Genomic DNA, 14,212 nt, shown 5'->3' with positions numbered 1-14,212 from the left:
CTTAGCTTCCGGTGGGCACATACCTGGGCAGACATTCCCCGCAAGGCCCCGTGCGAGAGCGGGGCAGGATGGTTTCCGCAGGGGCCGGCCGACCGGCCCTGGCCCATGAAGGAGAGGGCGTCCGTGTTCACGAGCGTATTGATGATCGAGCAGCCGCTGACCAGCGTCGACGTGGACTTCGTCACCAGCCTGCACGGGGACGACCCGGTCTCCTTCCTTGTCCTCATGCAGCCCAGGGGCGACCAGGACCGGCTGCTGCGCGCCATCGACGACGTGGCGCTCGGTGAGCTCCCGGAGGCGCTCCATGAGGCCGACGTACCCGAGGGCCACGCCGCCCGCGGCCCGGCCGAGCAGGCCCTCGCTTTCTCCCTGGAGGCCCTGCGCAAGAAGGGCGCCAAGGCCAGCGGGCAGATCATCGAGGACCATCCGCTCGACAAGCTGAAGAGCGTCGTGGAGGAGTCGAACGCCGACGAGGTGATCGTCCTGACCGCTCCGCACTTCGTCGAGGAGTTCTTCCACCGGGACTGGGCCTCCCGCGCGCGCCACAAGGTCGGGGTTCCGGTGCTCAAGCTCTTCGCCCACAACGAATAGGCTGGCGTCCGACACACGCGCCGGGACGGTCCGCACCGCCGAGACCCCCGACGTACCGACCCGCACTTTGGGGAGATCCCGTATGACGCCGCCCGGCCTGCCGAACGCCATGGAACGCCCGCACTTCATCGGCATCGGCGGCGCCGGGATGTCCGGCATCGCGAAGATCCTCGCCCAGCGCGGCGCGCAGGTCGCCGGCAGCGACGCCAAGGACTCGGAGACGGCCGGGGCGCTGCGCGCCCACGGCGCCACCGTCCACATCGGGCACGCGGCCGGCCACCTCGCCGACGACGCCACCTGTGTCGTCGTCTCGAGCGCCATCCGCGCCGACAACCCGGAGCTGGCCCGCGCCGCCGAGCTCGGCATCCCCGTCGTGCACCGCTCCGACGCCCTGGCCGCCCTGATGGACGGCCTGCGGCCGATCGCGGTCGCCGGTACGCACGGCAAGACCACCACCACCTCGATGCTGGCGGTGTCCCTGTCGGCCCTGGGCCTGGACCCCTCGTACGCCATCGGCGGGGACCTGGACGCCCCCGGCTCCAACGCCCACCACGGCGGGGGCGACATCTTCGTGGCCGAGGCGGACGAAAGCGACCGCAGCTTCCACAAGTACACCCCGCAGGTGGCGATCATCCTCAACGCGGAGCTCGACCACCACGCGAACTACGCGTCGATGGACGAGATCTACGAGTCCTTCGAGACCTTCGTCGGCAAGATCGTGCCCGGTGGCACCCTGGTCGTCGCCCACGGCCAGGCGGGCGCCGCCGAGATCGCCGGCCGGGTCCGTGGCACCGAGGGCCTGAACGTCGTCACGTACGGCGAGGAGGAGGGCGCCGACGTCCGGATCACGAAGATCACCCCGCGTGGTCTGACCAGCGAGGTCACCGTGGTCATCGACGGCCGGATGCTCACCTTCACCGTCTCCGTGCCCGGCCGCCACTACGCGCACAACGCCGTCGCGGCCCTCGCCGCCGGTGTCGCCCTCGGCATCCCGGCGCACAACCTGGCCTCCGCCCTCGGCAAGTACACCGGCGTCAAGCGCCGCCTCCAGCTCAAGGGCGAGGCCGCGGGCGTGCAGGTCATCGACTCCTACGCGCACCACCCGACCGAGATGACCGCCGACCTGGAGGCCATCCGGGGCGCGGCCGGGGACTCCCGGATCCTGGTCGTCTTCCAGCCGCACCTGTTCTCCCGCACCCAGGAGCTGGGCAAGGAGATGGGCCAGGCCCTCTCCCTCGCCGACTCCGCCGTGGTCCTGGACATCTACCCGGCCCGCGAGGACCCGATCCCCGGCATCACCAGCGAGATCATCATCGCGGCGGCCCGTACCGCGGGCGCCGACGTCACCGCCGAGCACGACAAGGCCGCCGTCGCCGACGTCATCGCGGGAATGGCCAAGCCCGGTGATCTCGTTCTCACCATGGGCGCGGGCGACGTCACGGACCTGGGTCCGGCGATCCTCGCCCGGCTGACGGACTGAGTGACGAGGGATCGGGAGAGTCATGTCGTACGAGGTCGAGAAGACGGACGAGCAGTGGCAGGCGGAGCTGACGCCGTCCGAGTACCAGGTGCTGCGCCTGGCCGGCACCGAGCCGGCGTTCCGCGGTGAGTACACCGACACCAAGACGGCCGGCGTCTACTCCTGCCGTGCCTGCGGTGCCGAGCTCTTCCGCTCCACCGAGAAGTTCGAGTCGCACTGCGGCTGGCCGTCCTTCTTCGACCCGAAGGACTCCGACGCCGTCGAGCTGAAGGCGGACGTCTCGCACGGGATGGTCCGCACCGAGGTGCTCTGCGCGAAGTGCGGCTCCCACCTGGGCCACGTCTTCGAGGGCGAGGGCTACCCCACGCCCACCGACCAGCGCTACTGCATCAACTCCATCTCGCTGCGGCTGACCCCCGACGGGGGCTGACGAACCGGCGCCGGGGCCGGCCCCGCCATGGGCCGCTCCCGGCCTGCGCCCCGCCCTCTTCGCATGACGTCGCCCCGCCGAGCTGCTGCCCGGCGGGGCGACGGCTTCCGGTGGTGGTGATCCGGTGGAAAACCCTGCGCGGCACCGGGAGGGGCGGTACTTTCTGATCACCTGTCAGACGTGCACCTGTCAGATGCGGCGGGTGGGCGAAGGCGCGTGGCGGCGGGGCCGGGTGCCCCGGAGGGGGAGACATGGCGTACCTCGTGGAGTTACCCGTGTCCGTCGTGGACGGCGCCGGGGGCGCTGTACGCACGGACGTGGTGAAGGTAGAGATCGAACAGGCCGCGGACGGGCTCGTCACGGTCTCCCGCCCGGGCCAGGTGGTGGCGCGCGCCACCCGCTCGCTGGGCGAGATGCTGGCCGGGGTCAGGCCGATCGCGCAGAACTTCGTGGACAGCTTTCGCGGTATGGCCCACGCGCCCGACGAGATCGGCGTCGAGTTCGGGCTCTCCCTGTCCGCCGAGGCCGATGTGATGATCAGCAGCACCGCGGCGCAGGCCCACTTCACCGTCTCGCTCACCTGGAACAGGCCTCCGGACGACGGCCCGGGCGCGGCCACCGCTCCGCCGCCGCCCCCGCCGGCTCCCTCGCCTGCAGCGCCTGCAGCGCCTGCAGCGGAGCCCGGGGAGTCCGCGCCGTGAGCGACGCAGCGCCGTTAGCAGGGGAGAGGCCCGGGCCCAAAGCCCTCGATGCGGCCCTGCTGCGGATCCGCGACGCCCGGGGCGAGCCCGTCGGCCTGGGCTTCCTGGTCTCTCCCGGACTCGCCCTCACCTGCGCTCATGTGGTCTCGGCCGCGCTCGGCACGCCGCACGGCGCCGAGCCGCCCGCCTCGGCCCGCCTCCACGTCGACCTGCCGCTGCTCCCCGGCGGGCAGCGCGGCGGTACGGGCGGCGTGACGGCGAGCGTCGCGAACTGGGTGCCGCCGCAGCAGTCCGGCGCCGGCGACATGGCAGTGCTGCGGCTGAGCGCACCGCTGCCCGGGGGCCGGCCCGTCAGGCTGGTCGAGACCCAGCACGAGGACCTGTGGGACGACCCGGTACGGGCCTTCGGCTTCCCGGCGGGCCGCCCGGGCGGGGTGTGGCATTCCGCCGTCCTGCGGGAAGGACAGGCCACCGGATGGATCCAGGCCGATCCCGCGTCCAAGGAGGGCTACCGGGTCACCCGGGGATTCAGCGGCAGCCCGGTGTGGGACGACCGGCTCGGGGGCGTGATCGGCATGATGGTGCAGGCCGAGGCCGGAGAGCCCCAGGTGAGCTATCTGATCCCCACGACCGGTCTGCTGGCCGCCTGGCCCGGACTGAGCGAGCTGGCCCTGCCGCCCTCACCGTTCCGCAGCCTCGCCGCCTTCCAGGAGTCCGACGCCGCCGTCTTCCACGGCAGGGGGCCCGAGAGCCGGGACCTGGCCGCGGAACTCACCGTCCGGCGGTGGGTCACCGTCGTCGGGCCCTCCGGCTCGGGCAAGTCCTCACTGGCCCTGGCCGGGGTAGTGCCGCGACGCCGGGCGGCCGGCGACGCGGTGGTCGTCCTGCGCCCCGGGTCCGGCAGCACCCCGCTGACGGCCTTCGCCGCCGTGCTGCTGCCCCTGCTGGAGCCCGGTCTGTCCGAGACCGAGCGCCTCACCCGGCTGCCCGCCGTGGCCGGGGTGCTGGCCGAGGGCGGCCTGGCCGACATCGCGGCCGGGCTGACGGCCGGGCGGCCCGGCCGACGGCTGCTCGTCGTGGTCGACCAGTTCGAGGAACTGCTCGCACGCGGCGCGGCGGGCGTGGACCAGCTGGCCGCCGTGCTCTACCACGACGCGCTGCCGTCGGACGTCCGCGTGCTGACCACCCTGCGCGCGGACTTCCTGGAGGCCGCACTCGACCACGCGAGCCTGGGGGAGGTGCTCCGGAACGGCATCCGCTACCTGGGCCCGCTCGGCCACCTGCAGCTCCACGAAGCCGTGACCGCTCCCGTTGCCGCCGTCCCCGGCGTCCGGTACGAGTCGGACCTCGCCGACCGCATCCTGGCCGACACCGGCACCGGGCACGGGGCCCTGCCCCTGCTCGGTTTCACCCTCGACCAGCTGTGGCAGCGCCAGAGCGGCGGGCTGCTGACCCACCGGGCGTACGGGGCCCTCGGCGGCGTCACCGGCGCGCTCTCCGCCTACGCCGAGGAGATGTGGGCCGAGTACGTACCGGATGCGGACGCCGCGGCGGCCCGGACGCTGTTCACCCGGCTCATCCGGGTACCGATCGGCTCGGCGGCCGCGACCCGCCGCACCGCGGCGCGCCGGGAGCTGGGCGACGACGAAGCGCGGATCGCCCAGGACCTCGCCGCCACCCGGCTGCTGGTCGCCGGCACCGATGCCGAGGGCACCGAGACCGTCGAACTCGCCCACGAGGCACTGATCACAGGCTGGGCGAGGCTGGCGGGGTGGGCGGCGGCGGACCGGTCCTTCCTCGGCTGGCGGGAGTCCCTGCGGCACGACATGGACCGCTGGGAGTCCGGCGGCCGTGCCCCCGAGCTCCTGCCGTCCGCCTCCGCACTGGCGGGCGCCCGGCAGTGGCTGGAGGCGCGCGGCGCCGAACTGACCGGTACGGAGCGCGACTACCTGGCCCGGGGCCGCACCCACCACCGCGCCCGTACCCGCAGACGCCGGGCCTTCTTCTCCGGCGGCGTGATCGTCCTGGTGCTGGCCCTGGTCTTCGCCGGGATGTTCGCGTACGCCAGCGACCAGAGCCGCAAACGCGACGCGCTGGCCGGTTCCCGCGCCCTGGCGCAGGTCGCGCAGGACGAGGCGGTCAACGACCCGGTCCGGGGCGTCATGCTGGCGATCGCGGCGTACGACACGGCGCCGACGGAGGAGGCGCGCAACCAGCTGCTGCGCCAGTACCTGACGTATGCGCAGGCGGACCGCGTGCTGTCCGGACCGTCGGGGCCGATCGCGCAGTTCGACACCAGCCGGGACGGCGAGGTGGTGTTCGCGCGGTCGACCGCGGGCCGCGCCCTGGTCATCGTGCACGCCGTCTCGGGTACGGTGCGCAGCGAACTGCTCGACGTGAAGCAGGTGGTCACCGCGCTGGTCTCGCCGGACGGCAGCCGGGCCGCGTTCGTCGCCGACGACGGAAGCGGCGGCTGGTTCGAGGTGCACGCCGACGGGGACCGGGTCATCGGTCCGGTGCACCGGCTGCCCAAGGTGGCGGGGGCGCAGCAATTCGGCGACCCCGGGCGGGGGATGGCGATGTCGGCCGACGGCCGCCGGGTCGCCGTGACGACGGAGAAGAGCCTGGTCTGGTGGGACCTGGGCACGGGCGCGCAGGGCGGATCGGTGGCGCTGCCCGGCCGGCCGAACGGCAGCCTGTGGTTCGCGCCGGACAACCGGACCCTGCTGGCGGGACTCTGGCGTGGCGAGGACATCGACCAGGGGCATCGCCTCGTAGCCCTCGACCCGGCCGGCGGCCCGCCCCGCGAGGTGGTGGGCGAGGCCTACGAGTTCGTGCCCTCCGGCGACCGGACCAAGATCATCGTCTGTCGGAAGCAGGCTGACGGCTCCGTCTTCAGCCGGCTCCGGCTCTCCGACGGCGCCCAGGAGGGCGGCCAGTACCTCTCGAAGAACCTGTGCCCCGACGGGGTCGCCGACGAGACCGGGCGCAGGGTCGCCCTCAAGGACGGCAGCGGCCTGACCCTCGTCGACCTGGACGAGCAGAAGGAGATCGCCCGCGCGACGGCCCGCGACGGGACCAGTTCCACCTCCCTGCACCTGGTGGCCCGGGAGGGGAAGATGTACCTCGCCACGATGGGCAACGACACCCCGTGGATCGCCCACACCCGGATCTGGCCCGCGCCGCCAAGCGTCTCGGTGAGCAGCCAGCGGCTCACCCTCGACGGCAGCAGTACGATCAGCGTGCTGGAGGGCGGTACGTCCCTGCAGCGGTGGCCCACGGCGGTGGGCGACGAACGACTGCTCGCCGAGGCGCCGCGGCCGCAACCGTACTTCGATCCGGAAGACACCAGGCTCGCGCTGAGTCGGGACGGCAGGCTCTTCGCCGACCGGGACGCGAAGAATGCGGTCTCCCTGCACGAGGTGTCCACCCTGCGGCAGACGGTCCGGATCTCCACCGCGATGCCGCCCTCCGACGACGCGTTCGGCTACTCGTTCCACCGGGACGGGAAGCTGGTGACCTACGCGGGGACGAAGGTGCAGCAGTGGGACCCGGAAACGGGCAGGGAACTCGCGCACTTCGATGCCAAGGACCTCCTCCCCGCAGGCGGCGCCGCAGGCAAGGAGCCGTATGTGCGGGTCAGCCCCTATCCCGCCGCGAACCAGGTGATCGTGTTCGTCTCGGGCGACCCGCTGGTGCGCATCGCCGACGTCACCACGGGCCGCACGGTGGCGACGGTGCCGGTCGCCGAGGACACGATCGGCGTGCAGTTCGAGCCCAGTGGCCGCTACTTCGCGCTGATGCGCAGCGGCGGGATGATCGAGCTGTGGCGCAGGGAACCGCTGCGCAGGGAGCTGGGACCGCTGCCCAGCGTCGGGGACTCCGGCAAAGTGCAGTTCGTCGCGAACTTCGTCGACAGCGAGGGCCGCTACGTGGTCGCCGCCAACAGCACCATCCGCACCTTCCGGATCGGGGCCCAGGGCTACCTGGGCTCCTACGACTTCGGCCAGGCCAAAGACCGCTTCGGCGGCATGGGCGGATACCAGTTCATGGATCTCTCGGAGGACGGCAAAACGGTGATCTACATCAACCCGAAGGGCAGCGGCGGCTCCCTGCGCCTCGACCCCGCCCTCTGGCAGCGCGAACTGTGCAAGGTCATCGGCGGCCGGGAGTTCACCGCCGAGGAGCGGCGGACCCTGCCCGTCCGCGTGCCGACCCGGCCGGTCTGTGCAGGGCGGTAGCCGGGGCGGCCGCGTGGGGGTCCTCGATCAGACCCCCACGCGGTCCAGGGCGGGCAGGAACTGGTCGTAGAAGGCGGTCTTGAGGCGCAGGGCGCGCTCCTCGAGCTCCCTGAAGCAGTCGGTCGACTCCTCCTGGGCGAGGAGTTCGGTGACCCGCGTGGCCAGGCGGTCGGAGTGGGAGCCGGACAGCAGGGAGAGCGTCGCCAGGGAGTGCGTCTTCGCGTCGTGGACGTGGTGCGGGTGGTAGAAGCGGGAGCGGTTCCTGCCGTCGTCGGTCAGCAGGGGGGCCATCCGCCCCCACAGCTGTCCGTACTCGACGGAGACCAGCACCTCGCCCCAGAACCTCAGGATCGTCAGCAGCCGCAGGTCGGCATTGGCATGGCCGCCCGCGTCGGCGATCAGCTCCAGGGTGTCCTCGACGGCCTGCCGCGTCCCGGCCGTGGGCCGCGAGGCCACCAGGGCGGAGCGGGAGATCCCCAGCCGGCTCATGTCCTGCGTCATGTCCTCCCGGTGCGAGGGCGTCCGGCCGCCGCCGTCCGGATACTCCTCGCGCAGGATGACCCGGGCGACCCGCAGCCCCGCCTCGTCGCGCAGCAGGTCGATCGCGAGGTCGTAGCAGGGGGTGAAGGCGAGCGAGACGAAGCGCCGCTGGAGCAGGAGCTCGGCGAAGTCCTCGTCCGGGAGCCCGGTGACGTTCGCCAGGACCGGATGCTCCTTGAACCGCTCGATGAGAGCGTCCTCGAACCGGTCCAGATCGTCCAGATCGTGCATGGCCGTACCTTTCCGTGGATCACAGGCTGATGCTTGCCACCGACGCGCGCCAGTCGAGGAGGTCTACGTCCTTGCCGATGCTCCACAGCGTGCGCAGCTCCTGCTGGACCTCTTCGCCCATGACGGTGTCGCCGCCGTCGATCTCGATCTGCGTGGAATCGATGGCGAGCTGGCCGTGCAGGAACGAGCTGACCAGCAGATGCTGGTCGACCTTGAACACGGCGATGGAGGGCAGGGAGTTGTAGAGCCGCACCTGGAGGCGTGCCCGGCTCTCGGCGGGAATCTCCCCGTTCAGCTGGGCGAGTCCTGCGAGGCAGGATTCGACGCTGGCCCTCACGTTGACCGCGAGCGCGGGATCCCGCACGGCTCGGAGCGCCTCGTCGCGCAGCCCCGCCACCGGCGACGAGGGGTGCAGGAGCAGGATGCGTACGCTGACCTGCTGATCGACGAGCGCCTTGCGCAAGGCGGCCCTGAGATGGTGCAGGTTGGGGATCCAGGTCTGCAGGATGACCAGCTCCTCCCCGGCGCGCTCGAGGAACCCGGTGAACACGTCTTCGGGGAAGCGGCTGTGCACCCCGACCACGCCGCCGTAGTGCTGCCGCTTGAGGCGCTGGGCGATGGCGTCGATGTCCAGCTTGGACAGGTGTGCCTCGACGTTCGCCGTCAGGGTCGTGATCTGCGTGCCGACGCTGGTCTCCAGAGCGGTGAACTTCGCCCCGACGCCGGTCTCCAGGGTGGTGACCGTCCGGGTCACGTCGGGGCCCAGGGCGTCCATCTTCTGCTGAACGGTGTCGAGCTTCTTCAGGCGGTCGAGCTCCAGCAGGAGGAACACCGTGACCGTGCTCAGGATGAGCAGCGTGACCTTCGGGAGCGCGCCTCCCGGAGCCAGTGCGTCGAGCCAGCCGAAGAGATCGGCCAGCAGGACCACCACACCCGACGTGGCCATCAACGCCAGCGCAGCCCGCTCCACCCAGTGGCGGAATTCGCCGCCGATACCAGCCAAAATCCTCAACCCCCGTCGGCTGTCTCAGCGTTGACCGTACACCCGCGGTACTCGGGCAAGGGCGGCTTCACGGCCAACATGTCAGATGAGGCTGTGCCGGACCGCGCAGGCCACGGCGTGGGCGCGGTTGCGGGCCTGGAGGCGGGACATCAGCTCGTAGATCACGTTCTTGACCGTGTGCTCCGAGCAGGACAGGGTGCGGGCGATCACCGCGTTGCCGTGGCCCTCCGCCATCAGCGTGAGCACCGCGGTCTGGCGGGCCGTGAGCCGGGGGGCGTCCGGCGGGGCCGCGGACCGGGACCCCGGTGCGGTCGCGGTGGCTGCTCCGGCGGCGGCGGCGATGCCGATGGCCGTGCCGGCGGTCGTGGCCGCGCCGAGCAGGCGGACCAGGGCCGGGTACGGCATCCGGCCGTCCCCGGCCTGGCGCAGCAGGCTCAGCCGGTCCGGCGCCGCGGCGACCCGTACGGGCGCGGTCTCGCGCGTGAGTTCGGCGACGGCGCTCACAGCAGGCCCACCCGGAGGGCGTAGGCGACCGCGTGCGCGCGGTTGCGCAGGCGGAACCGCTGGGTGATGTCGTGGACGACGCTCGTCACGGTGCGCGGTGAGTAGCAGAGCTGCTTGGCTATCTCGTTCGTCTCGTGGCCGTCGGCGACCAGGCGCAGCACGCTGCGCTCCCGGTCGCTCAGGCCCGCCGCCGCCCACGGGTCCGTACCCCCGTCGGACCCGCTGCCCGCCCGGCCGCCGGCGCCGGAGCGCTCCAGCAGCCGGTCCAGCAGATCCGGCGGCAGCGTGCAGTCGCCGCGGGAGGCGGCCAGTACGGCGCGCGAGAGCCGGTTGACGTCCGCCTCGCGGCGGCGCAGCAGCCCGCGGGCGCCGGCCGCTATGGCGTGCAGGGCGCCGTCGGGCGCCAACTCGCCCGCCACCAGCACCACATCGGGGCGGGCCGGGGCGTCACGGACGGTGCGCAGGACGTCGAGCTCCGGCCGGCCGACCTGGTCCACGGTCATGACCACGACCCGCGGTGCGCCGCCCGGTGCCGTCAGGCACACCTCCGGGCAGGCGGACAGGGTGCTCTTGGTTCCGGCTTCCAGCACGGGGTCGAATGCGACGACGTCGACAGGGACGGGTACTCCCACCAGGTCCTCCGATGATCATCCGCCGGCCGGGGTAGCCGGACGGGCGGAAGGGGCACTGGACACAGGCTGCGGGGCACCGGCCGGGTGGGGCATCGGGCCCCGGCCCCCACATTTCGTGAACGTGCCCCTCCGCAGGCACGGATCCTGCGCAGGCAGCCCTCGAGGCGGCCCGCGACCTGCCGGAACCGGTGCGCCGTCAGCCCGCCCGACGGCCGCCGCACCACCCCGTACGACGGGCCCGCGGGGTCCATGGGGGCGGGTCCGCGGAATATGGGGGATCGGCCCCCATGTGCGCGGCCCCGCGCTCTGCGAGTTTTCTCCTGTGACTGACACCGCCACCACCGCCGAAGAAACCCAGGTCGGCGGCCTGGCCCCCTCCTGGTGGGCCCGGGCCCTGAACCTGCGGGAGCGGCTCGCCGCCCCGGGTACCCCGGTACCCGCGCCGGCCGACGCCCCCCAGAGCCGACCGGCTTCGTGGTCCCTGGGGGACACGGAGGGCTTCGCGGCCCGGCTGGCGAGCCTGGGAGCCGGCGAGGACGTGGCGTACGCCCTCGCGGCGGAGGCCCCCGGCCGGCTGGCCGCCCGTACGGCCAAGCCGCAGTGGGCCCGGTACATCGAGCAGAGGGTGGCCGAGGCCCCCGCACAGGCCGGCCCGCCGGTCCCCGCGGCGGCGGACGCGGACGGCGCCGCGGTGTTCCTGCCCGCGCTGCGCCCTCTGGTCGCAGCCGCCTGGGCGGAGGCCGCCGCTCGCATCGACCTCGCCGAGGGCGAACTCGGCGCCGTGCGGACCGCGTTCGAGGAGCGGCTCGGCGACCGGCTGATCAGGCAGTCCGCCCGCACCCTGGTCCGGGAACTCCACCGGGCCCGTACGGAGGGCCTGCTGGCGGGGGAGACCCCGCGGGAGCGGTTCGCGGCCTTCCTGGCCCGGCTCGGCACCCGGCAGGGCCTCGCCGAACTGTTCACCCGCTACCCGGTGCTGGCACGGATGCTGGGCCAGACCTGCGGTCTCGCGGCCTCGGCCACGGTGGAGCTGCTGGACCGTTTCACCGCCGACCGGGCGGCGATCGTCGAGGGGCTGCTGCACGGCTGCGACCCGGGCGCCCTCGTACGGGTGGACCTCGGCCGGGGTGACGTCCACCAGGGCAACCGGTCCGTGGCCCTGCTGGGCTTCGCCGACGGGGCGACCGTCGTCTACAAGCCCCGGCCGCTGGACCAGCACCTCCTGCTGGACCGGGCGGTGGGCTGGGCCAACGGCAAGGTGGCGGGCCTGGGGCTGCGGACCCCGCGCTCGGTGCGCGGCGACGGGTACGGCTGGCTGGAGTTCATCGAGCACGGCTGGTGCGCCTCGCCCACCGAACTGGACCGGTTCTACCGGCGCCAGGGCGCGCTGCTCGCCCTCCTCTACGCGGTCGACGGCGTGGACATGCACTACGAGAACGTCATCGCCTGCGGTGACCAGCCGGTGCTGGTGGACGCCGAGACCCTGCTCCACTCCGGTCTCCCGGCGGCCGTGACCTGCGGTTCCGACCCGGCGGCGGACGCCCTGGCCTCCTCGGTGTACCGCACCTGCCTGCTGCCGAGCCTGCTGATCGGCGAGAACGGCGCCATGGACATCTCGGCGCTGGGCGGCGGGGACGGCGGCTCGTACCCCAGCGACGGACTGCGCTGGGAGGCCGCCGGGACGGACGGGATGCGGCTGCTGCGCGGTCCGGTGGCCAGCGCGGCCGGGCAGAACCGGCCGGCGCCGCAGGGCCGGGCGGCCGGCCACGCCGACCACCGGGCCGCGCTGCTGGAGGGGTTCCGGGCCGGGTACGACGCGATCGCCGAGCACCGGGCCGAACTCCTGGGCAGCGCCTACGCCGACGGCGAGGAGGGCGGCGCCGGTGACGGCGGTCTGCTGGCCCGCTGGGCCACCAGCCCCGGGCGCCTGATCGCCCGCTCGACCCGCCTCTACACGACCCTGCTGGACGAGTCCACGCACCCCGACGTGCTGCGCGACGCCCTGACCCGCGACGCGGTGCTCGCCGTGCTCTGGGCGGAGTCCGAGCACGACCCGGCCCGCCAGCGGCTGATCGAGGACGAGATCGCCGACCTGTGGTCCGGGGACGTGCCGCTCTTCTTCCACCACCCGGCCGACACCGCGCTGCGCACCTCCCGGGGTACCCGCCTCGACGGGGTGCTGCCGGCCCCGAGCCTGCGCTCCGCCCGCGACAAGATCGCCGCCATGGGGGAGGTGGACCGCCACGACCAGGAATGGATCATCTCGGCGACGCTCGCCGTCACCGGGGCCAACCTCAGTGTCGGCGGCCCCCGTTCGACCCTCGCCGGGCCCGCCGCGCCGGCCGTCGTACCCGAGCAGTCCCGGCTGCTGGCCGCGGCCTGCGGGATCGCGGACGAGATCGCGGCCCGGGCGGTGCACGGCGGCGGGCGGGTCAACTGGCTCGGCCTGGAGCAGGTGGCCGGCGAGCACTGGGCCGTCCTGCCGATGGGCGGCGGGCTCGCCCAGGGCTACTGCGGGGTGGCGCTGTTCCTGGCCCAGCTCGGCGCCCTGACCGGCGCCGAGCGGTACACCGCGCTGGCCCGGCAGGCCGTACGGCCGCTGCCCGCGCTGCTGACGACGCTGGCCGCGAACCCCGGGCTGGGCGCCGCGGTCGGACCCGGCGCCCTGCACGGACTCGGCGGCATCGTCTACACCCTGGCCCGGCTGGCCCCGCTGCTCGGCGAGGGCCTGGGCGACTGCCTGCCCGACGCCCTCGCCGCCCTGGAACGAGCCGCCGAGGCCGACGCCGAGGAGGGCGCCGAAGGGCCGGCCGATCTGGCCGACGGTCTCGCCGGGGCCCTGGCCGCCGCGGTCGCCGCGCAGCGCACGTACGGGGCCGAGGCGGGAGCAGTGGCGCGGCGGCTCGCCGACCGGCTGCTGGTCCGGGCCGGGAAGCGGCTCGCCGGACAGCGCCCCGCGGCCCCCGGCTTCGCGCACGGCGACGCCGGAATCGGCTGGGCCCTGCTGCGCCACGCCGCCGCCTCTCAGGAGGCGGGGCAGCCGGACGCCGCGTACGCCCGCACGGGTGCGGCGCTGCTGCGCCCGGCGCTGGACGCAGCCCTGCGCCGCCCCACGGACCTCGGCTGGCACACGGGCCTCGCGGGCACCGCGCTGGCCGCCGCCGACGTACTCGGCACCGACGTGCCCGCGGCAGAACTCGACCGGTGCGCCGCCCTGCTGGGTGCGCCCTCCGAGTCCCCCGACCTCAGCCTCCACCACGGCGCCCTCGGCTCCCTGGAGCTGCTCGGCGTCCTCGCCGGGCAGGGCCACGAGGGAGCCCGGGCCGCACTCGGCCACCGGGCCGGGGAGGTCCTCGGCCGGCTCGAGGACCACGGCCACCGCTGCGGCACCCCCGACCACGTACCGTCCCCCGGTTTCCTCACCGGGCTCTCCGGGATCGGATACGCCCTGCTCAGGCTGGGTTTCCCGGAGGCCGTCCCGTCCGTCCTGCTGCTCGAACCCGATCGGCACCTCTGCACCGCAGCACGTCAGCACTGAGCACCACTCCCCAGCACTGAGCACCACTCCCCATCAGGCAACGAGAAAGGTACTCACCACCATGCAGAAGCCCCAGGTCAACGCCCAGTCCGTCACCGCCGCCGACGAGGCCGCCGCCGACGCCGCGGCCGAGGCGCGGATCGAGGACCCGGCCGGCGGGATCACCCTGTCGGGTCGGAACAAGGCGTGCGCCCGGGCCCGTGCTCTGGCCGGTGTGGTGCTCACCAGCGGCATCGTGATCACCCTGAGCTCGATCGACACCAGCGTCTCGGCCCCGAACGTCACCTGGTAGTCCGCTTCCCGTCACCGGGCGGCCGGTGT

General features: G+C 73.6%; 11 protein-coding genes. 7 read left to right on the top strand and 4 right to left on the bottom strand.

Annotation, left to right across the window (positions count from 1 at the left end; genetic code table 11):
• The first annotated feature begins 123 nt into the window (after positions 1-123).
• From ACZ5WG_RS31330 to ACZ5WG_RS31310, 5 genes are all read left to right on the top strand, one after another.
• Positions 124-591, top strand: coding sequence for an indole-3-glycerol phosphate synthase (locus tag ACZ5WG_RS31330; RefSeq protein WP_468727631.1), 468 nt, complete (start codon positions 124-126; stop codon positions 589-591).
• An 82-nt stretch (positions 592-673) separates the two neighbouring features.
• Positions 674-2,071 (top strand): UDP-N-acetylmuramate--L-alanine ligase, encoded by a 1,398-nt coding sequence (murC, locus tag ACZ5WG_RS31325; RefSeq protein WP_468727629.1) that lies wholly within the window; start codon positions 674-676, stop codon positions 2,069-2,071.
• 22 nt (positions 2,072-2,093) lie between these two features.
• Positions 2,094-2,501, top strand: coding sequence for a peptide-methionine (R)-S-oxide reductase MsrB (gene msrB / locus ACZ5WG_RS31320; protein ID WP_468727628.1), 408 nt, complete (start codon positions 2,094-2,096; stop codon positions 2,499-2,501).
• Between the two features lie 251 nt (positions 2,502-2,752).
• Positions 2,753-3,202, top strand: coding sequence for a CU044_2847 family protein (locus tag ACZ5WG_RS31315; RefSeq protein ID WP_468727626.1), 450 nt, complete (start codon positions 2,753-2,755; stop codon positions 3,200-3,202).
• Positions 3,199-7,443, top strand: a complete 4,245-nt coding sequence (locus ACZ5WG_RS31310) for an nSTAND1 domain-containing NTPase (RefSeq protein ID WP_468727625.1) — start codon at positions 3,199-3,201, stop codon at positions 7,441-7,443. Before ACZ5WG_RS31315 ends, ACZ5WG_RS31310 begins: the two co-directional genes overlap by 4 nt.
• A gap of 27 nt (positions 7,444-7,470) precedes the next feature.
• Here the strand turns inward: ACZ5WG_RS31310 and ACZ5WG_RS31305 are convergent, their stop codons facing one another.
• The 4 genes from ACZ5WG_RS31305 to ACZ5WG_RS31290 form a co-directional block, all read right to left on the bottom strand.
• Positions 7,471-8,214 (bottom strand): hypothetical protein, encoded by a 744-nt coding sequence (locus tag ACZ5WG_RS31305; protein WP_468727624.1) that lies wholly within the window; start codon positions 8,212-8,214, stop codon positions 7,471-7,473.
• A 19-nt stretch (positions 8,215-8,233) separates the two neighbouring features.
• A complete protein-coding gene (locus ACZ5WG_RS31300) occupies positions 8,234-9,217 on the bottom strand; it encodes a hypothetical protein (protein ID WP_468727622.1) in 984 nt (327 codons plus the stop codon).
• A gap of 81 nt (positions 9,218-9,298) precedes the next feature.
• Positions 9,299-9,721 (bottom strand): helix-turn-helix transcriptional regulator, encoded by a 423-nt coding sequence (locus tag ACZ5WG_RS31295; RefSeq protein ID WP_468727620.1) that lies wholly within the window; start codon positions 9,719-9,721, stop codon positions 9,299-9,301.
• Positions 9,718-10,353, bottom strand: coding sequence for a helix-turn-helix transcriptional regulator (locus ACZ5WG_RS31290; protein WP_468727619.1), 636 nt, complete (start codon positions 10,351-10,353; stop codon positions 9,718-9,720). Before ACZ5WG_RS31290 ends, ACZ5WG_RS31295 begins: the two co-directional genes overlap by 4 nt.
• A 322-nt stretch (positions 10,354-10,675) precedes the next feature.
• On the opposite strand from ACZ5WG_RS31290, the gene ACZ5WG_RS31285 reads away from it, so the two are divergent.
• Complete coding sequence (locus ACZ5WG_RS31285; RefSeq protein WP_468727618.1) at positions 10,676-13,891, top strand: type 2 lanthipeptide synthetase LanM family protein; 3,216 nt, start codon at positions 10,676-10,678, stop codon at positions 13,889-13,891.
• Between the two features lie 61 nt (positions 13,892-13,952).
• A complete protein-coding gene (locus ACZ5WG_RS31280) occupies positions 13,953-14,183 on the top strand; it encodes a hypothetical protein (protein ID WP_399247930.1) in 231 nt (76 codons plus the stop codon).
• Positions 14,184-14,212 lie beyond the last annotated feature (29 nt).

The sequence above is a fragment of the Streptomyces sp. NPDC032745 genome (assembly GCF_055579465.1).
Note: the sequence above shows the minus strand (reverse complement) of the source record. Positions and strands in the feature narration are given on the sequence as shown.